The sequence below is a fragment of the Phytobacter diazotrophicus genome, from assembly GCF_052061655.1.
In the GTDB taxonomy this organism is placed as follows: Bacteria; Pseudomonadota; Gammaproteobacteria; order Enterobacterales; family Enterobacteriaceae; genus Phytobacter; species Phytobacter diazotrophicus.
The window spans coordinates 2604529-2628403 of the sequence record NZ_CM125428.1; the positions used below are offsets into that span (position 1 = coordinate 2604529).

Annotated in this window: 27 protein-coding genes; 15 read left to right on the forward strand and 12 right to left on the reverse strand. The window is 51.2% G+C overall.

Going from position 1 to position 23875, the window contains the following annotated elements; translation table 11 throughout:
• Window positions 1-52: 52 nt before the first annotated feature.
• Window positions 53-1516: a mannitol dehydrogenase family protein gene (locus tag ACS0RQ_RS12790; protein WP_271850570.1), complete on the forward strand. Its 1464-nt coding sequence runs from the start codon at window positions 53-55 to the stop codon at window positions 1514-1516.
• Between the two features lie 32 nt (window positions 1517-1548).
• Here the strand turns inward: ACS0RQ_RS12790 and ydfZ are convergent, their stop codons facing one another.
• The 3 genes from ydfZ to ydfG all read right to left on the reverse strand — a co-directional run bounded on the left by ydfZ (window position 1549) and on the right by ydfG (window position 3451).
• Window positions 1549-1752, reverse strand: a complete 204-nt coding sequence (ydfZ, locus tag ACS0RQ_RS12795) for a putative selenium delivery protein YdfZ (protein ID WP_039078879.1) — start codon at window positions 1750-1752, stop codon at window positions 1549-1551.
• A gap of 172 nt (window positions 1753-1924) precedes the next feature.
• Complete coding sequence (locus ACS0RQ_RS12800) at window positions 1925-2611, reverse strand: GntR family transcriptional regulator (RefSeq protein ID WP_039078880.1); 687 nt, start codon at window positions 2609-2611, stop codon at window positions 1925-1927.
• A gap of 90 nt (window positions 2612-2701) precedes the next feature.
• Window positions 2702-3451 carry a bifunctional NADP-dependent 3-hydroxy acid dehydrogenase/3-hydroxypropionate dehydrogenase YdfG gene (ydfG, locus tag ACS0RQ_RS12805; RefSeq protein WP_271850569.1) on the reverse strand — a complete coding sequence of 250 codons (750 nt, stop codon included), beginning with the start codon at window positions 3449-3451 and terminating at the stop codon, window positions 2702-2704.
• Between the two features lie 172 nt (window positions 3452-3623).
• Between ydfG and dcp the strand changes: the two genes are divergently transcribed.
• Both dcp and ACS0RQ_RS12815 read left to right on the forward strand, forming a co-directional pair.
• Window positions 3624-5669: a peptidyl-dipeptidase Dcp gene (gene dcp / locus ACS0RQ_RS12810; RefSeq protein ID WP_271850568.1), complete on the forward strand. Its 2046-nt coding sequence runs from the start codon at window positions 3624-3626 to the stop codon at window positions 5667-5669.
• A 398-nt stretch (window positions 5670-6067) separates the two neighbouring features.
• Window positions 6068-6307, forward strand: a complete 240-nt coding sequence (locus ACS0RQ_RS12815) for a hypothetical protein (RefSeq protein WP_271850567.1) — start codon at window positions 6068-6070, stop codon at window positions 6305-6307.
• Between the two features lie 79 nt (window positions 6308-6386).
• Here ACS0RQ_RS12815 and ACS0RQ_RS12820 read toward each other — a convergent pair whose 3' ends face one another.
• Entirely contained in the window at window positions 6387-6905 is a 519-nt protein-coding gene (locus ACS0RQ_RS12820) for a DUF6622 family protein (protein WP_271850566.1), read from the reverse strand.
• A gap of 289 nt (window positions 6906-7194) precedes the next feature.
• Here ACS0RQ_RS12820 and clcA point away from each other — a divergent pair, with 289 nt between their 5' ends.
• The gene (gene clcA / locus ACS0RQ_RS12825) at window positions 7195-8532 is read left to right on the forward strand and encodes a ClC family H(+)/Cl(-) exchange transporter (protein WP_499079319.1); all 1338 of its coding nucleotides are present in this window, start codon (window positions 7195-7197) and stop codon (window positions 8530-8532) included.
• A gap of 251 nt (window positions 8533-8783) precedes the next feature.
• Window positions 8784-9062 carry a hypothetical protein gene (locus tag ACS0RQ_RS12830; protein ID WP_271850564.1) on the forward strand — a complete coding sequence of 93 codons (279 nt, stop codon included), beginning with the start codon at window positions 8784-8786 and terminating at the stop codon, window positions 9060-9062.
• 170 nt (window positions 9063-9232) lie between these two features.
• On the opposite strand, the gene ACS0RQ_RS12835 is transcribed toward ACS0RQ_RS12830, so the two are convergent.
• Window positions 9233-9517 (reverse strand): hypothetical protein, encoded by a 285-nt coding sequence (locus tag ACS0RQ_RS12835; RefSeq protein WP_039078886.1) that lies wholly within the window; start codon window positions 9515-9517, stop codon window positions 9233-9235.
• 466 nt (window positions 9518-9983) lie between these two features.
• Between ACS0RQ_RS12835 and ACS0RQ_RS12840 the strand changes: the two genes are divergently transcribed.
• The 3 genes from ACS0RQ_RS12840 (at window position 9984) to ACS0RQ_RS12850 (ending at window position 10951) form a co-directional block, all read left to right on the forward strand.
• Window positions 9984-10178, forward strand: coding sequence for a hypothetical protein (locus ACS0RQ_RS12840; RefSeq protein WP_071194289.1), 195 nt, complete (start codon window positions 9984-9986; stop codon window positions 10176-10178).
• A 184-nt stretch (window positions 10179-10362) separates the two neighbouring features.
• On the forward strand, window positions 10363-10665 hold the full coding sequence (locus ACS0RQ_RS12845) for a hypothetical protein (protein ID WP_193793479.1): 303 nt from the start codon (window positions 10363-10365) through the stop codon (window positions 10663-10665).
• 106 nt (window positions 10666-10771) lie between these two features.
• A complete protein-coding gene (locus tag ACS0RQ_RS12850) occupies window positions 10772-10951 on the forward strand; it encodes a hypothetical protein (RefSeq protein ID WP_125124603.1) in 180 nt (59 codons plus the stop codon).
• A 90-nt stretch (window positions 10952-11041) separates the two neighbouring features.
• Here ACS0RQ_RS12850 and ACS0RQ_RS12855 read toward each other — a convergent pair whose 3' ends face one another.
• Complete coding sequence (locus tag ACS0RQ_RS12855) at window positions 11042-11188, reverse strand: hypothetical protein (protein WP_271850563.1); 147 nt, start codon at window positions 11186-11188, stop codon at window positions 11042-11044.
• A gap of 186 nt (window positions 11189-11374) precedes the next feature.
• Between ACS0RQ_RS12855 and ACS0RQ_RS12860 the strand changes: the two genes are divergently transcribed.
• Together ACS0RQ_RS12860 and ACS0RQ_RS12865 are read left to right on the forward strand one after the other, a co-directional pair.
• Window positions 11375-11944 carry an LOG family protein gene (locus ACS0RQ_RS12860; protein WP_039078889.1) on the forward strand — a complete coding sequence of 190 codons (570 nt, stop codon included), beginning with the start codon at window positions 11375-11377 and terminating at the stop codon, window positions 11942-11944.
• Between the two features lie 58 nt (window positions 11945-12002).
• A complete protein-coding gene (locus ACS0RQ_RS12865) occupies window positions 12003-12434 on the forward strand; it encodes an NUDIX hydrolase (RefSeq protein ID WP_039078890.1) in 432 nt (143 codons plus the stop codon).
• A gap of 95 nt (window positions 12435-12529) precedes the next feature.
• Here ACS0RQ_RS12865 and ACS0RQ_RS12870 read toward each other — a convergent pair whose 3' ends face one another.
• From ACS0RQ_RS12870 to ACS0RQ_RS12885, 4 genes are all read right to left on the reverse strand, one after another.
• Window positions 12530-12817 (reverse strand): hypothetical protein, encoded by a 288-nt coding sequence (locus ACS0RQ_RS12870; protein ID WP_039078891.1) that lies wholly within the window; start codon window positions 12815-12817, stop codon window positions 12530-12532.
• A gap of 324 nt (window positions 12818-13141) precedes the next feature.
• The gene (locus tag ACS0RQ_RS12875) at window positions 13142-14005 is read right to left on the reverse strand and encodes an HlyD family secretion protein (protein WP_039078892.1); all 864 of its coding nucleotides are present in this window, start codon (window positions 14003-14005) and stop codon (window positions 13142-13144) included.
• Window positions 14002-14217, reverse strand: a complete 216-nt coding sequence (locus ACS0RQ_RS12880; RefSeq protein ID WP_108701225.1) for a DUF1656 domain-containing protein — start codon at window positions 14215-14217, stop codon at window positions 14002-14004. The genes ACS0RQ_RS12875 and ACS0RQ_RS12880 overlap by 4 nt, the downstream gene beginning before the upstream one ends.
• Complete coding sequence (locus tag ACS0RQ_RS12885) at window positions 14207-16258, reverse strand: FUSC family protein (RefSeq protein ID WP_334633316.1); 2052 nt, start codon at window positions 16256-16258, stop codon at window positions 14207-14209. The genes ACS0RQ_RS12880 and ACS0RQ_RS12885 overlap by 11 nt, the downstream gene beginning before the upstream one ends.
• A 77-nt stretch (window positions 16259-16335) precedes the next feature.
• Between ACS0RQ_RS12885 and ACS0RQ_RS12890 the strand changes: the two genes are divergently transcribed.
• The 5 genes from ACS0RQ_RS12890 to ACS0RQ_RS12910 all read left to right on the forward strand — a co-directional run bounded on the left by ACS0RQ_RS12890 (window position 16336) and on the right by ACS0RQ_RS12910 (window position 21775).
• Window positions 16336-17130 (forward strand): AraC family transcriptional regulator, encoded by a 795-nt coding sequence (locus ACS0RQ_RS12890; RefSeq protein WP_271850561.1) that lies wholly within the window; start codon window positions 16336-16338, stop codon window positions 17128-17130.
• Between the two features lie 238 nt (window positions 17131-17368).
• Window positions 17369-18481 carry an FIST N-terminal domain-containing protein gene (locus tag ACS0RQ_RS12895; RefSeq protein ID WP_039078896.1) on the forward strand — a complete coding sequence of 371 codons (1113 nt, stop codon included), beginning with the start codon at window positions 17369-17371 and terminating at the stop codon, window positions 18479-18481.
• 3 nt (window positions 18482-18484) lie between these two features.
• Window positions 18485-19579: a sensor histidine kinase gene (locus tag ACS0RQ_RS12900; RefSeq protein WP_107222783.1), complete on the forward strand. Its 1095-nt coding sequence runs from the start codon at window positions 18485-18487 to the stop codon at window positions 19577-19579.
• Between the two features lie 5 nt (window positions 19580-19584).
• The gene (locus tag ACS0RQ_RS12905) at window positions 19585-20655 is read left to right on the forward strand and encodes an HDOD domain-containing protein (RefSeq protein WP_334633313.1); all 1071 of its coding nucleotides are present in this window, start codon (window positions 19585-19587) and stop codon (window positions 20653-20655) included.
• The gene (locus ACS0RQ_RS12910; protein WP_271850558.1) at window positions 20648-21775 is read left to right on the forward strand and encodes a response regulator; all 1128 of its coding nucleotides are present in this window, start codon (window positions 20648-20650) and stop codon (window positions 21773-21775) included. Before ACS0RQ_RS12905 ends, ACS0RQ_RS12910 begins: the two co-directional genes overlap by 8 nt.
• 246 nt (window positions 21776-22021) lie before the next feature.
• Here ACS0RQ_RS12910 and cspE read toward each other — a convergent pair whose 3' ends face one another.
• Window positions 22022-22234, reverse strand: a complete 213-nt coding sequence (gene cspE / locus ACS0RQ_RS12915; RefSeq protein WP_016495754.1) for a transcription antiterminator/RNA stability regulator CspE — start codon at window positions 22232-22234, stop codon at window positions 22022-22024.
• Window positions 22235-22561: 327 nt separating this feature from the next.
• Window positions 22562-23827 carry an MFS transporter gene (locus tag ACS0RQ_RS12920; RefSeq protein ID WP_271850557.1) on the reverse strand — a complete coding sequence of 422 codons (1266 nt, stop codon included), beginning with the start codon at window positions 23825-23827 and terminating at the stop codon, window positions 22562-22564.
• Between the last annotated feature and the right edge of the window lie 48 nt (window positions 23828-23875).

The following is a 23875-nucleotide window of genomic DNA, read 5'->3' on the forward strand; positions in this document are numbered from 1 at the left end:
TGATGTCACTCACCGCAATGAAGCGATTTTTAACTATCAAATGAGTAAAACCATGGAAAATCAGCTGTTAAAGGCGAATGCCGTTGTTCCGGCATACGACCGTCAACGTCTTGTCCCGCGCATCGTGCATCTGGGATTCGGTGCGTTCCATCGCGCACATCAATCTGTCTATGCTGACATTCTGGCAACAGAGCATGGCAGCGACTGGGGCTACTGTGAGGTCAACCTGATTGTCGGCGAACAGCAAATTGCTGATCTGAAAGCGCAGGATAATCTCTATACCGTGGCGGAAATGTCTGCTGATGCGTGGACTGCGCGTGTTGTCGGTGTCGCCAAACGTGCACTGCATGCCCAGGTTGATGGTCTGGAAGCGGTTCTTGCGGCGATGTGCGAACCGCAGGTGGCGATTGTGTCACTGACGATTACGGAAAAAGGCTATTGCCACTCTCCGGCTACCGGGCAATTGATGCTCGATCACCCGTTTATTGCCGCCGACTTGCAAAATCCGCAGCAGCCGAAATCTGCCGCCGGGGTTATTGTTGAAGCGCTGGCGCGTCGTAAAGCTAAAGGGCTGGCGGCCTTCACTGTGATGTCCTGCGACAACATGCCGGAAAACGGCCATGTCACACGTAACGTTATTTGCGCCTATGCCCGTGCGGTTAATGCAGATCTGGCCGACTGGATTGACGCGAACGTGACCTTCCCGTCAACAATGGTTGACCGTATTGTTCCTGCCGTGACGGCAGATACGCTGGATAAAATTGAACAACTGACCGGTGTGCGCGACCCGGCGGGTGTGGCCTGCGAACCGTTCCGTCAGTGGGTTATTGAAGATAACTTTGTGGCAGGTCGCCCGGAATGGGAAAAAGCCGGGGCCGAACTCGTCGCTGACGTGGTGCCATTTGAAGAGATGAAACTGCGTATGCTCAACGGCAGTCACTCTTTCCTCGCCTATCTGGGCTATCTGGCCGGTTACCAGCACATCAATGAGTGCATGGAAGACGACAACTATCGTCGCGCTGCCCATGCCCTGATGTTGCAGGAGCAGGCCCCGACGCTGAAAGTGAAAGGGGTCGATCTGGCGCATTACGCGGACTTGCTGATTGCGCGTTACAGCAACCCGGCGTTGCGTCACCGTACCTGGCAGATTGCGATGGATGGCAGCCAGAAACTGCCTCAGCGTATGCTGGATTCCGTGCGCTGGCACCGTGTCCATCAGCATGCCTTTGATCTGCTGGCGCTGGGGATTGCAGGCTGGATGCGCTATGTGGGCGGCGTTGATGAGCAGGGCGATGCGATTGAAGTGAGCGATCCGCTGCTAGCTGTGATTCAGCAGGCTGTAGCAGGCAGTGCAGAAGGGGAAGCGCGCGTTAACGCATTGCTGGGTATTGAGGCGATTTTTGGCACTGAGCTGCCGAAAGATGCGACCTTTGTTGAACAGGTAACGCGCGCCTATCAGGCATTGCTGGCGAACGGCGCGAAAGCCACGGTTGCACAGTACGCGGCGAAATTCTGATCTAAATGCCGCCCTCAGGCGGCATCACACCATTAGTGCAGGCCAAGGCGAATCAGTTCAACAGGTTCAAACTGGCCTTCACAACCTTCCACTTCTACCGTTTTGCTACGACGCAGCTGAGCTGGCGTCATTCCATTGGCATGGATAGCGATAATTTTCCCGGTACGACCTGTGCCATTAATCATGACGCGGCTGCCGGTGGTGATTGCATTACGGTTACGATCATAAGTCATCATGGTGGTTTCTCCTTTTATCATCCGCAAAACATGCCGGGGCATAAGGCGTCCCCGTCACGGACGCCTTATGAAAACGCTTTTGCTAAGATGATTTTTTGTTTTTGATCAACGTCACACTTTTTAGTGCACAAAAACAGCACGACGTTTTAAAAACAAAACAGGAGGAGGGAAATTACTCTTCGCTAAACCAGTCGCGATTTTCCTGGCTGATGAGTTTCACAGAACCGCTGATTTCCTGCAGATGGTGGGTCATCGCTTGATCCACCGCATCGGCGTCTCTTTTTTCCAGCGCATCAAAAATATCCTGATGCTGGCGCAGCAGCATTTCCGGAGGTGATACGTGGTCAAGGCTCATATAGCGCACACGGTCCATGGTCGCTTTGAGGTTTTCAATGGTATCCCAGGCAAGCTGACAGTCGGCAATCTGCGCGAGCTTCTGGTGAAACTCATCATCCAACTGGAAAAAATCATTTAACTGCTTGCGCTCAATGGCAGTGCGTTGCTGATTGAGATTCTGCTCAAGCTGATAACAATAGCTGTCCGTCATCATCCCGGCGGCGCGACGGGCGACCGCACACTCAATGGCCTGACGCACGAAGCAGCCGTTACGGACCTGAGCCAGGGAGATTTTATTTACATAGCTGCCGCGCTGGGGGCGGATTTGAATCAGACCGTTTTCCGCCAGCTTGATAAAGGCTTCACGCACGGGCTGACGTGAAACGTCAAAACGGATCGAGACTTCTTTTTCAGAAAGCGGGGTTCCCGGCGGAATCAGGCAATGAACAATATCCCGACGGAGAATACGGTAAATTTGCTGGTTGACGGGTTGCGTCGGGTTGAGCTGGGTTTCAACGATCATTCGCACTTACTTTTTAAGAGGTTAACCCATCTACCATACCATTAAATAGACGCCGTTCCCATACCCGGCCCGCAGGCCGGGGCGGGAAAATTAGCCTGCGCGATGTACGCTCAGACCCGCATAGGTCTGGCTTACTGGCATCATCTCCAGGGTATTGATATTGACGTGTTTTGGCAGCGTCGCCACCCACCAGACCGCCTCGGTCACATCTTCCGGTGTCAGGGCGTTGGTATTTTCATAGGTTTTTTCGGCTTTCGCGTCATCGCCTTTAAAACGCACATTCGAGAACTCCGTACCGCCCACCAGGCCCGGCTCGATATTGGTTACGCGAACGGCGGTGCCGTTAAGGTCGGTGCGCAGGTTCAGACTGAACTGACGCACAAACGCTTTGGTGGCGCCATAGACGTTACCACCGGCATACGGCCAGTTCCCCGCGGTCGAACCGATGTTGATGATATGACCGCGATTGCGTTCCACCATGCCCGGCAGCACCGCCCGGGTCATATAGACCAGGCCTTTGTTGTTGGTGTCGATCATGGCTTCCCAGTCGTCCACACTGGCTTTATGCGCAGGTTCGAGTCCCAGGGCTAACCCGGCGTTATTCACCAGCACGTCAATCTCTTTCCATTCAGCAGGCAAATTTGCCAGCATCTCTTCAATGGCTGCGCGGTTACGCACATCAACTTGCGCGGTAAACAGATTGTCGCCCAGTTCGTCTTTCAGCTCTTGCAGGCGCTCCTGACGGCGGCCTGTTGCAATGACTTTGTGTCCATTTTCAATAAAACGACGTGTGATACTCTCACCAAAACCCGCTGTTGCCCCGGTAACCAAAATTATCATCTTGCTGTTCCTCAACGCTTTTTGTGGTGTATTACCATAGCACGCACCGCTCGGTGGCGGTAACCTAAGTTAAGCCTGGCAAAAAATCTTCACTTTGTGCTACTGATAGATCATCACAGCCAATACCATGGATGTCTGGTCTGGGGTAACTAACCGCATTCAGGAGTAAATTATGTCGGTAACGAATCCTTTCTTCGATGTCAGCACGCTGCCTTATCAGGCACCGCGCTTCGATCTTATCCATCAGGATCACTATCGCCCCGCATTCGACCGTGGGGTTGAGGAAAAACGCGCCGAGGTGTCCGCCATTGCGCAAAACCCGGCTCCCGCCACGTTTGATAATACCCTGTTGCCGCTGGAGTGCAGTGGTGAGTTGTTGACGCGAGTGACCAGTGTCTTTTTCGCGATGACCTCCGCGCATACCAATGATTTTTTACAGCAACTCGACGAAGCGTTCTCCGCTGAACTTGCGCAACTGGCGAATGATATTTATCTCAATGACGCCCTGTTTGCGCGCGTTGAATCCGTCTGGCGCAATCGGGAATCAGCCGGTCTGGATGATGAATCTTTACGGCTGGTCGAGGTGATGTATCAGCGCTTTATACTGGCTGGCGCGACGCTTTCCGCTGACGATAAAGCGGTACTGAGAGCATTAAATACCGAGGCGGCGACGCTCACCAGCCAGTTTAATCAGCGCCTGCTGGCGGCAGACAAAGCCGGTGGTCTGGTGGTGGATTATCTCCATCAACTCGACGGACTGAGCGATGACGCTATCGCCGCCGCAGCCGATGCGGCGCGAGAAAAAGGGCTGACCGATCGCTGGCTACTTTCACTATTAAACACCACACAGCAACCGGCGCTGGCCGCGCTGCGGGACCGTCAGACGCGCGAAAAGCTGTTTACTGCCAGTTGGTCACGTACGTCGCGCGGGGATGCCAATGACACGCGCGCTATCGTGTTGCGTCTGGCGCAATTACGGGCGCAACAGGCGTCATTGCTCGGCTTCCCGGATTACGCCAGTTGGAAAATGGCCGACCAGATGGCAGGCAATCCACAGGCCGCGTTTGATTTTATGCGCGGTATTGCTCCGGCGGCACGAGCCCGCGCTGAACGTGAGCTGGCGGATATTCAGCAGGTCATTGATGAACAGAAGGGGGGCTTCACCGCCCAGGCCTGGGACTGGCCGTGGTATGCCGAGCAGGTAAGACGCGCAAAATATGATCTCGACGAATCACAAGTAACCCCTTATTTTGCGCTCAACACAGTGCTGAGCGAAGGGGTGTTCTATGCTGCGAGCCAACTCTTTGGTATTCATTTCGTAGAACGTACCGATATTCCTGTTTACCACCCGGACGTGCGAGTCTGGGAAATATTCGATCAGAATGATGAAGGGCTGGCGCTGTTTTATGGCGATTTCTTTGCCCGCGATTCAAAGAGCGGCGGCGCATGGATGGGGAATTTCATCGAGCAATCGACGCTGCTTTCCACCAAACCGGTTATTTACAATGTCTGCAATTACCAGAAACCGGCCGCCGGGCAGATGGCGCTCTTATCGTGGGACGATGTCATCACCCTGTTTCACGAGTTTGGCCATACGCTGCATGGTTTGTTCGCCCGCCAGCGCTATGCCAGCCTGTCGGGGACCAATACGCCGCGTGATTTTGTTGAGTTCCCGTCACAGATTAACGAGCACTGGGCCAGCCATCCTGAGGTGTTCACGCGTTATGCGCGCCATTATCAAACCGGTGAGCCGATGCCGGAAGCGCTACGCAATAAAATGTTGCGCAGTACCCGGTTCAATAAAGGCTATGACATGACGGAGTTGCTGAGTGCGGCTTTGTTGGACATGAACTGGCACAGTCTGGATGGCGTGACTCAGGTTAGCGATGTCGATGCCTTCGAAGCGCAGGCAATTCACCGCGAAGGGCTTGATATTGCAGCGGTACCGCCCCGTTATCGCAGCAGCTACTTCGCCCATATCTTCGGTGGTGGTTACGCAGCGGGTTATTACGCCTATCTGTGGACGCAAATGCTGGCGGACGACGGCTTCCAGTGGTTTGTGGAGCAGGGCGGCTTATCCCGTGAAAATGGGCAAAGATTCCGTGAAGCGATTTTGTCGCGTGGCAATAGTACTGATTTAGCTGAACTTTATCGCCAGTGGCGCGGTCATGATCCGCAAATTGAACCGATGCTGAAAAATCGTGGCCTGAGCGAGTAGGGCCAGAAATAGGATAAAAAACCGGGCAGATGCCCGGTTTTTTATCCGTGGTAATTAAATGCTACATAAATGCTAAATTTAAGAGCTAACCGAAGCGGTGCAATGTGATTTAAACGACATAGTTGATAATGAAATAATGTGTTGGTGTAATTATTCATTAAGTATGTCTACCTTTAATCGATGGTCGCATGACGTTTGACTATTTTTTAATGCCGCCTGATCTTCACAGAATGCTTTGCTTTTTTTCGGCTGTAAGGGAGGGATAAAATAAATCCGGAAAACATGACGCTTTGATGAGCGTTATGTGCTCTCAGATTATTCCTGAAATTAAGATGCCAGCCAGTGTCATGTAATAATTACATTCCACTCAGGTGTCTGTTAATTAATGTGAATGCCAGATGAGGAAAGTCCTTTTATTTATCAAAGATAAACCTGCTGAATTAATCGACGTCAGACCTTATGAACGTAAGATTAATTGTATCTATCCCGGCGCGGTTGTAAAAAGCCTGGCGATAGAGATAACCTTTGTGACGTTTAGCAATGGTAAATGTGGCGCCATCTCTTTCGTGGCCGACCGTTATGTTTCTCAGACGCAACTATTAGAGGCCTATAATAAGCTGGTACTCAACGGCGAGTAATTATGTTCCGTGGGCCTGCGTTACTACAGCAGGCCGCATAATTTACCAAAAGGGTGTGCCAGAGTGCCGCAGAGTCTGCCTAAGCGCCTCGTGCATGCGGCGACATTTTGCGCCATGAGAAAAACAGATTCAGCGTTCCACCCCAGAACAACCCATCAACGAGTCCGGTAATAACGCCGAACAGAGCGCTGAATTGTACTGCATAGTGTCCCTCCGGATGCAACGACAACCAAACCAGCAGACAATATTTCGAGCCAAAACCCATGATAATAAAAACCAGTGTCAGAGGCGTGCCCGCGCGAATAATCTTTTCGCTATGCGGTTTATTTTTTAAACGAGGCTGGTTTTTCCATAACCGCCATCCGGCCACAATACCCAACGCAAGTCCGCTGAACATTCCCACTAATGAAGCAACATTAAAATTAAATTCTTCCTTTAAACCCCATACTCCCCAAATCAGAAAGAGTAGCGGTAAAATAAACAACTGACTGATATTCATTTCGCGCTCTGAGAGCGCGGCATAACCCCGCATTATAAGAAAAGCAAAAAGTATCCATACCCACAGCGGGGTATGACTGAGGATGGTGAAAATAGTCATGGTTATTCTCCTGGCTGAATGTTTACCCGGCAGAAGTATGCCAGGGGCCAGATAAGAGCAACACGACACCCACACGACAGCGGGCTGACAGCAACACGACAGAGCGTTATTCCGCGCGAAGGGACCTGTTTTAAGGGAAGTGATACGTCCTGTAACGACATCGTTTTTGTTTAGTCGGCTCAAGGTGCGTTAAACTCTCCCCCCTTGTTGGTAGATGACATTGCAAAAAATGATTGTTCCTGGTTCATCAGATGTGCAAGTTCCTGACACGGAATTGGCACGCAAGAGCATGTTCAAAGCGTTGCTGTACCGTGACCGGACGCCCGTCGCCGTATTAATTTGTGCTGCTATTGTTGGTACGCTCGTTGGGTTTGCTGGCGTTGCATTCTTTCGCGCCGTCAATGCCGTGCAGCACTGGCGAATAAGTTTTCTGCATCAGGCTGACTTAAGCGGGTGGGCGCTATGGATTATGGCCTTTATTATCTCCGGGCTGCTGGCGGTGATGGGCTATTTTCTCGTCAGGCGTTTTGCGCCTGAGGCGTCGGGCTCAGGTATCCCTGAAATCGAAGGCGCGCTGGAAGAGTTACGCCCTGTACGCTGGTGGCGTGTCATACCGGTGAAGTTTTTTGGCGGTATGGGAACGCTCGGCGCAGGCATGGTGCTCGGTAGAGAAGGGCCTACCGTTCAGCTCGGTGGTAATATTGGCCGAATGGTCTCTGACCTGTTGCGGATAAAACATGGTGAGGCGCGCCATTCATTACTGGCAACGGGGGCGGCTGCTGGTCTGGCGGCAGCGTTTAACGCACCGCTGGCGGGTATTCTCTTTATTCTCGAAGAGATGAGGCCGCAATTTCGCTATAACCTTATCTCCATCAAAGCCGTTTTTATTGGCGTGATCATGGCAAGCATTGTATTTCGCACATTTAATGGCGAAAGCCCGGTCATCGCCGTAGGGCAGTTATCCAATGCGCCAGTCAATACGCTGTGGCTGTATCTCGTGTTGGGGATGTTATTTGGCCTCGTCGGCGTATTATTCAATCGTCTCGTCTTTCTTTTTCAGGATGGTTTTCAGCATATCTATGCCGGGCGAACATGGCGAACCCTGGTGGTAGGGGGATGTATAGGCGGCGGATGTGGCATCCTTGCGCTGCTTTATGCGCCTGGGGCAGGAGGCGGCTTTGAATTGATCCCTGATGCGGCCAGCGGTGGGTTTACGTTTTATGCCTTAATCGTAATGTTTCTGGTCCGTCTGCTCACAACGCTGCTCTGTTTTTGCTCCGGGGCGCCTGGTGGAATTTTCGCGCCAATGCTGGCGTTAGGTACCGTGCTCGGCACCGCCTATGGTGTGGGTGTCGCGGATTTGTTCCCGGCCTATGGGCTTGAAGCCGGTACGTTTGCTATTGCCGGGATGGGGGCGTTGTTTGCTGCGTCCGTTCGTGCTCCGCTAACGGGGATCGTCCTGGTGCTGGAAATGACAGATAATTATCAGCTCATACTGCCGATGATTATTACCTGCCTCGGTGCGACGTTACTCGCACAATTTCTTGGTGGAAAACCGTTATATTCTTCGATTCTGGCGCGTACTTTGGCAAAACAGACGGCGCAAGAAGGCTCGGTTCCCTCATAACCTGCTTTCCGCACCGGTTCGACGGTCATTCGCTTGTGCCGTCGAATCAGGTGGCTGTTTGTCTCTGACATCAAAGCGGGCAGTACATTGTGATTTTCTTAATCGGGATCTTCTTCTCGATAATTAATTCTTGTTAATCAGTGTTGTACTGTGCTGATAATAGCAATACAACGTTATTGCCAGGCTATACATTAAAAGTAATTTAATAGAAGTAATCCGTACTAAAACCCGTTCAAGAGAGGGAGTGCGCGATGGACGATTTTTTCTTGATTATAAACAGCGTGATGGCCGGTGCGCCTGGGTACTTCCCAGATGCTATCAGGGCGATATCTGAACGGTCAGGCGAAAAATTAATAACGCTCTCCGCTATCCTCCTCCAGCCTGTAGCCGCGCAAAAACTGACGGATGTACACCGACAGCAAATCAATAATATTCGCGGAAATATCATATTACTTGCGGAGCAAGACGACCTCGAAACATTCAAAATGAAAGTTAAGGTGTTTTCCAGACAAAATGGTTTAGTCAGTTAAACATTCAACAGGAATGATGATATATTCAATTGTCCATTCATAAGAATCAGGATTTTCTATGTATGGCAAAATGAGTTAATCAGGCAGCAAAAGAGGAAATGCATAAATCATCGTTAAAAGCGTCGCCGCAGGACCTGAAAGCGACGCTTTTATTACCCGTACTCAGACGTTTATTTGACGCTTTCATCCATGGTCACATTCATTGTGATGCCGCCTTTGTTATTCGGATCGTCAGTATAGGTAATCAGCACATCTTTGCTGGCGACACATAATCCCTCCTCGTTTGGTGTAGAAGAGACGTATCCCCCGTTATTAAACTCGACGGTGGTTGTCGTTACGCCGCCGTTTTCGGTCTCAGTAATGAAGAGGGAACCGCCATGCGTGACATTGACGGTTGTGATCACACCAATGACCTTATGTTCACCGGACTCAGGATCAAAAGAAATTTTCGGCATTTTTCTCTCCTCGCGCAGACAGGCTATCTGCATTCACTTTTTATCCCATATTTATATTAACGGCCTGGTGGAAAAGAAGTTGAGTTTTTTCGCTATCTATTTTCGATGTGGTAGTCAAGAATGTGTTTACTTTGCATTAATTCGTTATGGCGCACATACGCGGCGGGCCAGGCTGGTGAAACGTACCTTTTACGGCTAAACTTAAACGGTTCGGTATGGCAAGCCGACAAACAATCGTTCTGACGTGATGAATCCCCCTCAGCGGTGGGGCTGGTCTTCATACCATGCAAGTCGCGAATAGCGAATGCGTTTCTGACTGACCGTCAGGAACACCGGGAGGCACCCGGCATCACGGTTTCCACATCCTGAATGACTCAATTCTCCTGTTGGGTCTTTATCTTTTGCCGCGTATTTTGAGTGACCTTGCATAGCACTCATTCCGGCGAGTAACTCGCAGAGTGTACCCATGAAAGAGGGTTATTACTGGATCCAGCACCAGGGTATTGTGCAGGTGGCTTACTATACCCATGATAAAGTTGAGAATATGGATACAGGAAAAATAATGACCGGTGTCTGGCGCCTTACGGAAGGGTTTGAGATCTGTCATGACGTTGAAATAGAGATCGTTGGTGGACCGCTTGCGTCCCCAATGAAAGGGTAAATTTATTTGACCATGGCCTGCCTGGATAAGCGGGCCTGTCAATGTGGGCTGTGTCTACGTTTGGCAGAAATGGATTATCACCTGGAAGACGTAAATACGAATCTAAGAAATGTGAACGCTACTATTTCACTCCTCATTTAAGCGGATATACTTCTGATAAGTCGCGTATAAAAGGAGTAAGCCAATGATTTACTCATCCATAAAAACGCACTACCTGTCAGCCGAATCCGGCGATCGCCTTGTTCGTTATGATGTTATTGCGACAGATGCCGATACGTATTTAGTGAAGGTTATCGACGAGCAAAAAAGCACGCTGTCTGATCCTAAACCGCTAATCCTCATCGACCAGTTTCGCGTAACCCGTAGTGATTATTTTGAACATTACGGTATTCACGTGGTGCAACAGGCGATAACGTTCAATTTACCCCCCTCATTTGAAGATTATCTTCTGCTTTACTGCCAGCGACACCGAAACAAGTACGAATAGCACCAGGCCAACAAAAGGCAGCTGCTTCGTTAAAAGGAGCCACTGCCGTTATACTTACCCTTTGTCTTTTGACGCAAAGCTGGCTTGTTTAACCCGAAGGAGAGTGATGATGAGACCGAAAATCACGCCGGAAGAGATCGCGTTACTGGTAGAGGACTTAGATATGCTGGGTGAACAAAACCTCGTGGGTATCGAAGCCTATGAAGCGCTCTACCTGCTGGAGATGCGCCGCCAGACAGCAAAACTTAATGATATCAAGCGGGCACTGGAAGCCGAAGAGGAGTGAATTTCCGGACTGACGGACGCCCCGGCTGTTGGTAGGGAGGCCGAACTTTTTATCAACATCATCTGGCCTCCCTGACGCCAGATGATTTTTTTACTTTTTACTCAGCGGACAGATCAACTCCCGGATAATCGTTATCTTTTGCTGCGGTGACAGCCAGAGGCATTGTGGCATCCATGCAGGTTTATGTTGTTCGGTGAACGCGTTAAGCAGTTGATTGAGCCAGCTATCGATATTCATACGTACCTCCTTAATGGTTAACGTGAGTGTACGCAACAATTACGGAACAAAAACTGAGCTTATTAAATTTACTGTTCCGCATTTAAGTCCCTGAATGTGCCGACCGACATTGTCCAACCCACAGGCGCAATAAGCTGACACAAAGATATGGTAAATTACCGCCTCCACTAACAACGGAGTGTTGTAATGAAAGCGATTGGTATCTTTTGTGGTTCATCTTCCGGGGAAAATCCGCTGTATATCGAAACGGCGCGCTATGTGGGCAAAACCCTCGCGGCGGCCGACATTTCTCTTGTCTACGGTGGCGGTAAGGTTGGCCTGATGGGCGCCGTTGCCGATGCCTGCCTGGCGCACGGCGGCCACGTGGTGGGGGTTATGCCGCGAGGTCTGTTTGAAAAGGAGATCGCGCACCAGGGGCTGAGTGAACTTCACGTCGTGGAAAATATGCACGAGCGAAAAACCAAAATGGCGGCGCTATCGGATGGCTTTATCGCATTGCCTGGTGGTGCGGGTACGCTGGAAGAGATTTTCGAGCAGTGGACCTGGGCACAACTCGGTATTCACCACAAACCCTGCGCATTCCTGAATATCAACGGTTATTACGATCCGCTACAGGCGATGGTGGAGAAAATGGTTACCGAGGGATTCATGCATGCCCGTTACGCCGATATGCTGCCGTTTTCCACGGATGTCGAAAGTGTCGTGGCGTATTTTCGCAACTATCAGGCGCCTGCGAGTAAGTGGGTGAAAAATTAATCGTATTTAAGGGCGCTGCGCCGGGCGCTCCCGGCCAGTGCGCGCAGGAAAGCGTATCATGCCACACACCATACATCCCGTTGCCGCCGTACTGGGGGTGATCGTCCATGAATCTCGTGTACTGCTTGTACGTCGCTCTAACCCACCTGACGCAGGTTTTTGGGGTTTTCCGGGTGGAAAAATCGAGGCAGGCGAAACCATAGAACAGGCCGCGTTGCGTGAAGTAAACGAAGAGACCGGGCTGAGGGTTATTTACCAGTCGACGGATGTGCCCCTGGAAGCATTCGATTACAACGCCGCCGGCGAGCTTCTTTACCATTATCTGCTGATCCCGGTCGTTTGTGCCTGGCAGGGGGGAGAACCGACTGCCGCGTCGGATGTCTTTGAAGCGCGCTGGTTTGACGCTGCGGCGTTACTGAGCGGTGATTTTTCTTTCAGTAAAGATGTCGTGGAACTGGCGATAAAACAGATAAACCCTGCTCACGCGTGAATGGGGATGTTGTCGCAGTGACGATTATCACCGCTGGCGGGCTGCAACGTTCAGGACTGCGGCCCGTCAATCCGGTGCCCCTTCATGTAAGGGCGTTATGTTTTGCTTGCGTCTTTCTTCTTTTTGAAAAGAGACGTTGCCGCCGCCGTCATAACGCCTATCAGCGGCATAGCAATAGCGCCTGCCAGGAAGTTATGCTGATCGATTTCCTTTTCCCGGCGAATATCAGCAAAACGGGCAAGCGCCTGTTTTTCATTCGCGGCGATGACCTCTTCAAACTGCTTTTCATAACCCTGCTCAGTCAACTGAAATGCGCGTTGTTCATCTGATTTTTTCAGAGCAACGGTATGCTTACCCTTTTTAAAAAAACAGTACTCTGGCATGGGTGCTCCTTAAGGAGAGAGGTGATTAAGCACAACCAGAATAACAATTTTAAATACGCCTGGCACCTGCGGGTGAATAATTTTTAAATCTATTTAACTCATCGTGTGCCGACAAATTCGCGCGCAGAATTTAAAAACGCTTAAGAAAGAGCGTAAAAGGACGCTGAATTTTTCCTCCGGAATATATCTTATTTTCCACGCGCACCGAATGTTATTGTGACGGGACGCGAGAAACGTCATTCCGACCGCCACAAGAGACAACCGGCGCGGTGCTATCCACGCCGTAAGGGGAATGATTTGGATAACTGCCACAACCAGCGTGGCCTAAGGTGCGATGGAGATACTTGCCGACAAGCCTGCCACTAACTCGACCCCTTGCGGCAAGTTATCGATGTGAATACGCACCGGGATGCGCTGGGCAAGACGTACCCAGTTAAAAGTCGGCTCAACCTGTGGCAGGCCAAGACCGCCCGTGTCGTCATTATTATCACCAATCCCATGCCCGATACTTTCAACGTGGCCGGTCAGGACGGGCTCGAAGCCCATCAGCGCAATGTGCGCGGTATTTCCCACGCGAATGTGGCGCAGTTTGGTTTCCTCAAAATAACCCACCACCCAGAAACTTTGCGCGTCGACGATGGCTACCTTTGTTTCTCCGGCAGTTGCGTAGTCGCCGGGGCGAAGCCTCAGATGTGTGACATAACCGGCAACCGGCGCCCGCACGGTGGCATGGGATAAATTGAGTTCAGCCAGTTCCAGCGCAGCCAGCGCACCATGGTAATTGGCCGTTGCGATATTCGCCGCGCTGCTTGTTTGCTGCAAATCTTCACCGGAAATCATGCCTTTTATCTGCACACGTCGTCTGGCGGCATCCTGGCGCATCAGCATTTCATGACGTTTAGCATCGACATCAGCCTGCGCGCTGAGCAACGCCAGCGTTAACCAGTGCGGATCGATGGAATAGAGAACATCGCCACGATTCACCCACTGATTGTCTCTGACAGCCACGCTGATAACCGGCCCTGAGACATCCGGCGCAATTTGCACTACATCCGCACGAACCCGACCATCGCGGGTCCAGGGCGTCTGCGCATAATGCTTCCACATCATGAAAGCCAGAATAGCTGACACGGCGGCTGCGCTTAGCGTCAGCGCATAGCGGGTCAATAAAGAGAGAAACGATTTCATGCAAATAACCCCAGCGCGTTAGCGTCCTGCAGGAACAGGAAAAAAGTGACGATATACAGTGAGAAACTAATCAGCGGGCGGCAAGGCAAACGGCAATAAAACCTGCTGAAAGAGAACAGCGGCACGAGTAACAGCGTGCAGGCCAGGCTAATAAGCGCAATGACCAGCAGACCGGGGAGAAATACCCCCCCAATATTGATGTCATTCAGCATTTTCTTGCTCCTTCTTGCTACTTCGCAGTGCGCAGTACAGGTCAACAAGCCTGTCGACAACCTGGCGCGATTGTTCATCTGGCGCAGGCAGAGAGAGGCAAATCATTGACGCAATGCGCTCGCGTACGGCGGGTATGTCTTTCGTGTGAATAAGCTGGTAAAGCAGGTCATTGATCTCCCTGGCTGTTTTTCTTTCCGCCAGCGAATAACAGTGGCGTAAATGCATGACAGAGAGGCCAATACGCAGATAGTGCAACATGTGCTCAAGCACCTGTTCTGAGGCGTGCTCACTGCGTTGCAAACGCGGCAGTAAAAGGGCAGTTCTGTCCATCATCAGATTGGTCCAGTGCGTCTCATCGGGTTTAAAAACACCTTTCACGCTGCGCCGGATATCGCGTCGACAGAGTTTCAGCAGACGGTTAATGGCCGCGTCTGCCTGCACCGTTTGCAACAAACTCATGCTGACCACGGCAAAGCCGATGGCGGCAAACAAGGCAATAGAGGTATTGATGGCTACAGCGAAGTCCCCGCTGTAATGCGCGCCTAATTCGCAAAGGATAGGCAGGGTGAGGGTGATCCCCATGGCCATAAATGTGGTGGGCGGGCGCGCCTGGAGCGATCCGGCCAGCAAATAGGCGGGGGCAAGTGCCGCAACCAATACCGCGAAGTCGGTCACTTGCGGAAGAAGGACAAAGCTATAGAACAGGCTTATCAGTACCCCCCAGACGGAACCCATAATATATTTCACAAGGTGGGGGGCTGGCGTGTCGAAACTGGCAAACAGCGTACAGCAGACCCCAAGAACAGAGACCGCCGTGGCGCCATCAGGCCAGGCTGAGTAAATCCAAATCAGGCAGCCGCTTAAGATTATCGAGAAAGCCCCCAGCGCTGTGCGTGCAGCGCTAAGGTGATCCCGGTGGAATACGTAGCCTTTTGCAGCCTTGACCTCCATCAGCGCAGGGGTGTTTTTCGCGTGGCGAACCGCATCAGAAAGGCGTTCGCATTGCTGTAAAAGCACGATGGCCTCTGTCAGGTGGCGCGTAAAACTGGCCCGTATCGCATCTGTCATTGTTGGTGTCTGCGAAGCGTATAACGCCGTTAACTGTTCACTGCGTTTTTTTAGCGCCTCTGCGCTGATTATCTGCTCGCTTTCTCCCTCATGAGTAAGCCAGGCCTGGACATCCTTTAGCAACAACCGCAGCTCGACGGGTATCTGTTCTGGCGTCGGTAAGCGATCGCGTAATTCACAATTCACAATTAACAGACGAGCCAGCCTGTCATGGATGGCTTTTCGTGCCTGGCGGACCGGCGCAGAAAGGGCAAAGTCATAAGGGATATGGTGGCTGATACCCTGCAAAAACTGCAGTGCCAGCGCCAGATGAAGGCTATCGGAATGCTCATCGGGTTTGCCTGCTAAGGTGTCGGCAATTTTCAGCCGGGCCGAGTGTAATGTCTGCGCTAATTTGTTGTTGAACACCCCTGAAATACGCGCGGGCAATACGTATCTGTGAATAAGTGCGGCGCAGAAAATACCAATCATGATCTCCTGCACGCGAAGAATGGCGATATGAAAAATAGTGCCGGGATCAAACACCGCAGGAAAACCAATCAGGCTCGCGGTGTAACCGGCTAATACAAAAGCATACGCACGTGAAGTGCGTACAAGGAGGGATAAATAGAGACAGAAGGTTATCCAGCCTGTGAGCATCACGCTGCAAAGCACCGGCATGTTCACGAAAGTGGGCACGATCAAAACGGTCGCTCCGGCGCCGATGACCGTACCTGCCAGGCGATAAAGGCTTCTGCTCAGTGATGCGCTCACCGAGGTTTGCGAAACAATGTAGACGGTAATGATGGCCCATGACGGGCGCTCAAGACCTATCGACAACGCAATAAAATAGGCGAGCATCGCGGCGGTAAAAGTCTTTGCAGAATAGAGCAACGCGTTAGCGTCGTTCAGCAGTGCGGGAGAAGCCACACGGCGTAATAGCTTGCTGGTAGCGCGTAAAAAATGACTGTGAAAGAGAGCGAATGTGTTCATGCCGGGGATTATTACCGGCTTGCGTATGCTATTAAATACTCTATTCTGTCAAAAAATACCTAAATGTTGCCAATCACATGAAGCCCCAATTCGTTACAACATTATTTGACCCTGATGCCACCTCGTGCCCGGCAGTGGCGCGGCATCTTGATTTTATTGATTACGAGGCCGAAGTGCCGGTACATACACATCGCAAAGGGCAATTGATCATTGCGCTGTATGGCGCGGTAATCTGTCGCGCCGAAAATGACATATGGATAGTGCCGCCAAATTGCGCAGTCTGGATACCGGGCGGTGTTCCTCACAGCGCTAAAGCGACCTGGAACGCCCATCTCAATTATCTGTTTATTGAACCCGGCGCCACTGCGCTTCCGGAAAAATGTTGCACGCTGGCGATTTCATCCCTGATTAAAGAGTTGGTGGACCGCTTAACGCGTGAGGGCATCGATTACCCGCCCGATAGCCATGTCGCAAGACTGACCAGAGTGACGCTTGACGAGTTAGCCACCATGCCGCAGCAGAAATTAAGTCTGCCCGTTTCGGCCCATCCCAAAATACGTGCCATGGCAGATGCGCTGGTCACTAATCCGGAGGATCGCAGCACCTTTAAAGCGTGGGCTAAACGGCTGGCGCTCAGCGAGCGCTCGCTGGCACGCTTGATGCTACGCGAGACAGGGCTAACCTTCGGACGATGGCGTCAGCAGCTCCATCTGATCCTTGCGCTCCAGGCGCTGGCAAGCGGCGTCTCGGTACAAAATGTGGCAGCAAACCTGGGGTATGAATCGGTGAATGCCTTCATCACCATGTTCAAAAAAACGATGGGCAGCACCCCTGCGCACTATTTTGCCGAACGAAAAACAGACGTACGTTAATTAGCCGGGTTTTGGATGAAAGGGTAACAAAAGTGATCCAGACGGCGGCCTGAAAAGAAAGTTCACGTGCGTCTTTGAAGAGAAATGCCATGCATGTATAACTAATTAAGACAGGCATTCACAAGTGGCCTGGTGGCAGCTTTTATGACTCCCCAACTGTTGAATCCAGACGAGCATCTTTTTGAGCATGTACTGTTTAAAATAAACACTATCGCTTTTCTCAGCCGGAGAATATGCCGTGAATGTCAAACTAAAATATGCAAGTAGTGAATTACGCGATCCTGTCCAGGCTGTAGCTGAATTTGCCAATAAGATCGGTCATGAGGATATTGAAACCATCTTATTTTTTTGCTCTCCGGATTATGATCTTGAAATATTAGGCAGCGAATTAAAAAAAACCTTTTCATGCACGCTTATAGGATGCACCTCCTCCGGGCAAATTGGTCTGGATGGTTTTCAGCACTCAGGGATGCTCGGCCTGGGCTTAGGGAGCGAATTTCGGGCCTCCGCTTTTATGATTCATCCTTTAGTTGAATACTCCGCCGTTATTGCGGACATGGCTGAAAAAATCCGTCTCGACAGCGAGGCAAGGCCGAATATTAATCGCTTCGGTCTGTTGCTTGTCGATGGGCTTTCGATGGCAGAAGAGCGACTTGTGGCTAATCTTTATCAGCAGATAGGGAATGTGCCTATCATCGGGGGATCGGCGGGGGATGACCTGCGCTTTGAACAAAGCTTCATTTACGACGGTAATGGTAAATTTGTATCAGACGCAGCGGTTTTTGCGGTCATTGAGACCCACTCTCCTCTTGCGACGTTTAAAATTCAACACTTTGTTCCCAGCGATGTGGAACTGGTGATTACCGAAGCCGATCCGGAGAAACGGATCATTTTTGAAATTAACGGCGAACCTGCTGCACAAGTCTACGCCGAATCTCTCGGCCTGAGCGTGGACGAGTTAACGCCCACGATATTTTCTCGCAATCCGCTGGTGCTCTCGCTTGGCGATGAACCTTATGTACGCTCCATTCAGAAATGGAATGCCGATTTTTCGTTAACCTGCTATTGCGCGATTGAAGAGGGGTTGATTATTTCGATTGGCAGAGCAGAAGACCCCATCGAGACCTTCAGGCAATCGTTTGAAAAAGTTCATGAAATAATTCCTGACCCGCGTGTCATCATCGGTTGCGATTGTATTCTTCGCCGCCTCCAGTTTGAAGAAGAAGGGCTTGAAGAACCGATTAGCGACATTATGCGCCAGAACAATGTGATCGGTTTTTCTACCTACGGCGAGCAGTACAACGGGCTGCACGTAAACCAGACATTCACAGGCGTCGCTATCGGAGGATAAATTATGTCTTCTTTTACCCACGAACCCAATGCGGGCCTGTCACTTGCCGATTATGAGCGCAAACTTCTTGCCCGCGATAAAACAATCGATGTCCTGAAACGTCGTATTGCACAAGAGGCCAGGCATAGCCATACAACGCCTTTTGCCATTCTGGAACAGAATATTGGTCTGGAGAAAGTCGTTGCTCGTAAGACGATGGAACTCGAGAACGAGCGGCGCGAGCTTGAAAAAGCATTATCGGAATTACGGTTAGCGCAGGCCCAACTGTTGCAAGCGCAGAAAATGGAGTCTATTGGTCAGCTTGCCGCAGGTATTGCGCATGAGATTAATACCCCGACTCAGTATGTTTCGGACAATGTTGGTTTTGTGAAAACCGCCCATGCAACGCTGACAAAGGTACTTGATGCTGCGCTTGCGGTGGTCGACGTTGCGCGTGAGAAACTGGACAATGAGCCGACGATAGAGGCATTCGACACGGTTTTAAAACGTGCCCGGATTGATTTTTTGCGCAGCCAGATTCCCTCAGCGTTAGATGAGTCCCTGGAAGGCCTTGAGCACATTGCGAAAATTGTCGCTGCCATGAAGGAGTTTTCTCACCCATCGCAAAATGAGAAAGAATCTGTCGATATCCGTGAAGTCATCCGTACAACCGTAACGGTCGCGCGCAATGAGTGGAAATATGTCGCTGATCTGGAAACCCATTTTGGCGACGATTTGCCCTTGCTGCCATGCCTGCGCGATATGGTTGGTCAGGCCATACTTAATTTAGTGGTCAACGCCGCCCATGCGATTGCTGATACCCTGCAGAAAGGCGTTAAGGAAAAAGGCCGTATTGTCATCTCCGCTGAGCAAAACGGTGACTTTATGGAAATACGGGTGCAGGACGATGGTAGCGGCATACCCGCTGGTATCCTGGATCGTATTTTCGATCCCTTCTTCACGACCAAAGCCGTCGGTAAGGGGACGGGGCAGGGGCTTGCGATTGTCTACTCGACGGTCATCGACAAACACATGGGACATATCCGCTGCGAGTCTGAGGAAGGTGTGGGGTCAACGTTCATATTGCAATTTCCGCTTCATAGTCGCAAAGAGGGATGAACGGCATGCAGGTGATGTTTGTTGACGATGAAAACCGCATACTCTCGGGCATTGAGAGAGCGGTCATGATGTATAACCCTGATTGGGAATGCCGCTTTGCAAGTAGTGGTCCTGATGCGCTGGCGATGCTTGAACAGACTCCGGCAGATGTTGTGGTATCGGATATGCGCATGCCTTTTATGGATGGGGCTGAGTTGCTCACCCAGGTTCGCGCTTGCTGGCCGGGTACGGTACGGATCATCCTTTCTGGCTATTCAGAGCCCACATCAACCCAACGAATGCTCCAGGTCGCGCACCGGTTTGTATCTAAGCCGTGTGACAGTACGGCACTGATCGAGATGATCGAAAACACGCTCACGCTACGCCAGGCTATTGACGATCCGGGGCTCATTGATTTAACGGGGCATATTAACCACCTGCCTGCCACACCTGAGATATTCGCCGAACTGAGACAATGCCTTTCCGGGACTGCCTGTGATATCCCGCGCATAACCGATCTCATCAGGCGCGATCCCGCGCTGACGGCCAGGTTTATGCAGATTGCAAATTCGGCCTGGTTCACACGAGGGGCACGAATTCACGATATCGGCAGTGCTATCACCCACCTGGGGCTGGAGCAGATATCGTCATTAATCCAGACACCTGAATTTTTTACCGAAGCGAACAGTGACCCTGATGTCAGTGAGTTACAACGTAAGGCCTTTCTCGCCTCGCAACTCGCCGCTCGCATGTGTTGCCACGAGGGCCTGGAGTCGACCGCCGCATTGCTCGCCAATATTGCTCTGCTGCTTCCCGATATTAAAGGCCATTCCCCCACGAGCCGCGCCGCTCTGGGCGCGTGGATGCTGGCGTTGTGGGGATTGCCCGACGATCTCGTCGAGATCGTTGCCCGGCAAGCTCAGCCTTCACGCCTTACAAATAATAGCTTCGGTGCGATCGGTACCGTACATGTTGCGGTCGCGCTGGCGAACAATAACGTACCCGATAACGATTATCTCGAACAAACAGGCATGCTGAACCAGCTCCCTCTGTGGCAGCAAATGCTTGCTCATATAAAGGAGACCCATCATGACTGATACTGCCCTCGCTCGGGTACTGTGCGTGGATGATGAACCCAATGTGCTCGCCGCCATTGAGCGAAATCTTTTTGGGGAATTTGATGTAGTGGTCGCAAAGAGCGGTGAGGCCGGGCTTGACGCCGTTCGCTGGGGCGACAAGTTTGCTGTCATCGTGTCCGATATGCGTATGCCAGGCATGGACGGGGCGACTTTCCTGGCGAAAGCGCGGGAAATCTCTCCCGACAGTGTTCGCATTCTGCTGACCGGTCAGGCCGATGTGCAATCTTCAATTGCGGCTATCAATAAAGGCGCCATTTTTCGCTATCTGTGTAAGCCTTGTCCAAAAGACGAACTGATTGCCACGCTAAATGAGGCGGTGCGCCAGTATCGCCTTATTTGTGCCGAAAAAGAGTTGCTTGCCACCACGCTTACCGCTTCGGTGAAAACGCTGACCGAAGTGCTCGCGATGGTCGCGCCATGGGCTTTTCAGCGCTCCGCGTTCGCGTATTCATGTGTGAATCATGCGTTGCCGAAACTGGAGTGGCCCGATGAATGGATTTACACCATCGCGGCGTCACTAAGCCAGATAGGCTGTGTCGGTATTCCTGCGGATATCGTCCAGGCCGATGCGGCCCAGCGTAAACTGACGGATGAAGAGAAAAAACTGCTGCTTGGTCATCCGGAGGTTGCCGGGCGGTTGGTTGAGAACATTCCTCGCCTCGAACTGGTCGCGGGAATTATACGTCACCAGGCGAAAGAGCCGGCGCCGAATGTCCCTCTGGAGGTTTTGCGAGGCGCGCATTTGCTGCGTGCAGCGCTCGAACTGGAAAAACATGCCGTCCGTGGCTGGAGCCTGGAGCGGCCATGGGAAATTCTGCGTGCGGCCACGCCACCACTGCCCGACTACATCATTAAGGCGTTGTCAGATTTTCGCGCAAACGTGAGTGGCGTTCGTTCTGCCCATATTCGCGAACTGCTGCCCGGATGGGTGGTTGAGGAAGATATTCTGACATCGAATGGACTGATGGTCTTGACAAAAGGGCATGAACTTACGGACACCGCTATTAATGCGCTCCAGCGGTTGTTGTCCGTCAATGCTATCAAAGAGCCTATTCGGGTGCGGGGAACATCTGTCTGAAAAAATAAACACAACCCTCTGTCGTTGAAAGGGCTGCAAGGACAGAGGGTGAATTACCCCGGGGTAATTCATGCACTGGCTGTTTAATAACCGGTCCGCTAACCGGAAATAATAAAAGCGAGCCGCTGGCTGAATGTAAGGCAATAAAAAACCCGCACTCGGCGGGTTTATTTTTATCAGTAGATTTTATCTGCTCAGACTATTGTCTTCATCGCTGTTGTAAACATCACTGATAATGCGCGCAACTTACAGCGCGGTAACGTTACCGGCAGCAGGGCCTTTAGCGCCACTTTCGATAGTGAAGGATACTTTCTGGCCTTCATCAAGCGTTTTGTAGCTGTCGCTCTGGATTGCAGAGAAATGTACGAATACATCTTTGCTGCCATCGTCAGGAGTGATAAAGCCAAAACCTTTATCGGAGTTAAACCATTTTACTAAACCAGTCATTTTATTAGACATAGATACTTCCTTAATTTTATGGGCCACGCAGAGTGGCAATAATGGCCTGTAATGTTAGAGTGACTTATTTGGCACTTAGGAGGAGGCTCTCGAAGAAGGATATCTATGGATAACACTTGAACTGAGGACTGCTTTACTAAAACTGCTTTCATAAGGTCTGTATTCCAAACCGATGGCGCTATTAAGACATAGCGAAATTAATTAAGCAACGTTTATATTTTTTATTTTAACCGCTTACACGCCCGGACGGCTATCTGGCGCATCAGTACCAGATAGCCTGCCGTCGCGTTTTTGGGATGACCTGGTCACCCCTTGCATGGCGTGTTATCACGCGGCGCTGTTATATCCTGGTTCCGGCAGCAGCGTTTTACCGCCTTTCAGGGTAAACAGCGACATAACGGTAAAACTCAGGGTAATACAGCCCAGAATGAGGTACGCCTGATGGAAGCCAACGGTGTCGTACATCCGTCCGACCCACGCCGACAGCACCACCCCCGAAAGCTGTTTCGATAAGTTAAAGCCAATCAGGAACAGCGTGGCCGACAATTTTGGATTAAAGGCAGAGGAGATATATTTAAAGGTGCCGACCAGCAGGAACGGCAACTCAAACATATGCAGCATTTTTAAGATAACCACTTCAACCGCAGACGACGCGAAAGAGGACCCCAAAATACGTGCTGACATAATAATCCCGGCGGCCAGCAGTGCGTTTTTTGCCCCAATGCGATTCACGATGGCAGGTGCGAAGAACATAATCGTGGCGTTGAGAAGTTCCCCGCCGGTGGTGACGAAGCCAAAGACTTCGGTCCCGCGCTGCGGACTGGAGAAAAAGCCTTTAAAGAAGTTGGCAAATTGTTGGTCGAAGACGTCATAGACGCTGGCGACGCCAACCACGTAAACAATAAAGCCCCAGAAACGCGGCATCCGCAGCAGTTCGGCGGCGGTTCGCATTGAGAATGCCTGACGATTGGCGCCCAGCGCGTCGATGACCAACTCGCTGTTACTCCCTTCGGGTTTGGACATCCACAACAGTACGCCGAGCACCAGAGCAAAACCGGAGGCGATCCAGAACGTAATGTTAGGGTCGATACCAAACAAAATACCGGTTATCGATGCGCACAATGCCCAGCCAATACAACCGGAAACGCGAACTTTACCGTATTCAAAACGGTTCGCGCGACTGACGCGTTCAATATAGGCTTCGACAGCGCCAGAACCGCTGGAGAAGACGATCCCTAAATAGATCCCTCCTGCCAGCGCACCGGCGAAAATATTCATTTGTAGCAGAGGTGAGAGCACAAAAATAAAGAACGGGGCAAACAGGATCAGCAAGACCGTAATGGTCCACAGCAGGTGTTTGCGTAACCCCAGCTTATCGGAAATCAGGCCAAACACCGGCTGGAAAATAATCGCAAACAGCGAGATAGATGAGAAGACAATTCCCGTTTCGGTTTTGGTTAAATGGTTAACTTCCGCCAGCCAGACCGGGAAAAAAGGGAAATAAGCCGACATAATGAAGTAGTAAAAGAAAAAGAACAGCATAAAGTAGATAAAATTATGTCGTTCTCTTGGTGCGAGTTGAGAGAGTTTCATTGTGACTGTTCCATCTTGTTATGCCTGTATGCCAGGGGGCTTAACGCC

Coding starts and splice junctions, on each gene's coding strand:
- ACS0RQ_RS12790 (WP_271850570.1), top strand. CDS start 53: ATGGAAAATCAGCTGTTAAAGGCGAATGCCGTTGTTCCGGCATACGAC.
- ACS0RQ_RS12870 (WP_039078891.1), bottom strand. CDS start 12,817: ATGCCAGAGTACTGTTTTTTTAAAAAGGGTAAGCATACCGTTGCTCTG.
- ACS0RQ_RS12820 (WP_271850566.1), bottom strand. CDS start 6,905: ATGACTATTTTCACCATCCTCAGTCATACCCCGCTGTGGGTATGGATA.
- ACS0RQ_RS12855 (WP_271850563.1), bottom strand. CDS start 11,188: ATGAATATCGATAGCTGGCTCAATCAACTGCTTAACGCGTTCACCGAA.
- ACS0RQ_RS12830 (WP_271850564.1), top strand. CDS start 8,784: ATGGACGATTTTTTCTTGATTATAAACAGCGTGATGGCCGGTGCGCCT.
- ACS0RQ_RS12850 (WP_125124603.1), top strand. CDS start 10,772: ATGATGAGACCGAAAATCACGCCGGAAGAGATCGCGTTACTGGTAGAG.
- ACS0RQ_RS12860 (WP_039078889.1), top strand. CDS start 11,375: ATGAAAGCGATTGGTATCTTTTGTGGTTCATCTTCCGGGGAAAATCCG.
- ACS0RQ_RS12875 (WP_039078892.1), bottom strand. CDS start 14,005: ATGAAATCGTTTCTCTCTTTATTGACCCGCTATGCGCTGACGCTAAGC.
- dcp (WP_271850568.1), top strand. CDS start 3,624: ATGTCGGTAACGAATCCTTTCTTCGATGTCAGCACGCTGCCTTATCAG.
- ACS0RQ_RS12845 (WP_193793479.1), top strand. CDS start 10,363: ATGATTTACTCATCCATAAAAACGCACTACCTGTCAGCCGAATCCGGC.
- ACS0RQ_RS12835 (WP_039078886.1), bottom strand. CDS start 9,517: ATGCCGAAAATTTCTTTTGATCCTGAGTCCGGTGAACATAAGGTCATT.
- ACS0RQ_RS12840 (WP_071194289.1), top strand. CDS start 9,984: ATGAAAGAGGGTTATTACTGGATCCAGCACCAGGGTATTGTGCAGGTG.
- ydfG (WP_271850569.1), bottom strand. CDS start 3,451: ATGATAATTTTGGTTACCGGGGCAACAGCGGGTTTTGGTGAGAGTATC.
- ACS0RQ_RS12865 (WP_039078890.1), top strand. CDS start 12,003: ATGCCACACACCATACATCCCGTTGCCGCCGTACTGGGGGTGATCGTC.
- clcA (WP_499079319.1), top strand. CDS start 7,195: ATGTTCAAAGCGTTGCTGTACCGTGACCGGACGCCCGTCGCCGTATTA.
- ACS0RQ_RS12910 (WP_271850558.1), top strand. CDS start 20,648: ATGACTGATACTGCCCTCGCTCGGGTACTGTGCGTGGATGATGAACCC.
- ACS0RQ_RS12905 (WP_334633313.1), top strand. CDS start 19,585: ATGCAGGTGATGTTTGTTGACGATGAAAACCGCATACTCTCGGGCATT.
- ydfZ (WP_039078879.1), bottom strand. CDS start 1,752: ATGATGACTTATGATCGTAACCGTAATGCAATCACCACCGGCAGCCGC.
- ACS0RQ_RS12885 (WP_334633316.1), bottom strand. CDS start 16,258: ATGAACACATTCGCTCTCTTTCACAGTCATTTTTTACGCGCTACCAGC.
- ACS0RQ_RS12890 (WP_271850561.1), top strand. CDS start 16,336: ATGAAGCCCCAATTCGTTACAACATTATTTGACCCTGATGCCACCTCG.
- ACS0RQ_RS12815 (WP_271850567.1), top strand. CDS start 6,068: ATGAGGAAAGTCCTTTTATTTATCAAAGATAAACCTGCTGAATTAATC.
- ACS0RQ_RS12800 (WP_039078880.1), bottom strand. CDS start 2,611: ATGATCGTTGAAACCCAGCTCAACCCGACGCAACCCGTCAACCAGCAA.
- cspE (WP_016495754.1), bottom strand. CDS start 22,234: ATGTCTAATAAAATGACTGGTTTAGTAAAATGGTTTAACTCCGATAAA.
- ACS0RQ_RS12880 (WP_108701225.1), bottom strand. CDS start 14,217: ATGCTGAATGACATCAATATTGGGGGGGTATTTCTCCCCGGTCTGCTG.
- ACS0RQ_RS12920 (WP_271850557.1), bottom strand. CDS start 23,827: ATGAAACTCTCTCAACTCGCACCAAGAGAACGACATAATTTTATCTAC.
- ACS0RQ_RS12900 (WP_107222783.1), top strand. CDS start 18,485: ATGTCTTCTTTTACCCACGAACCCAATGCGGGCCTGTCACTTGCCGAT.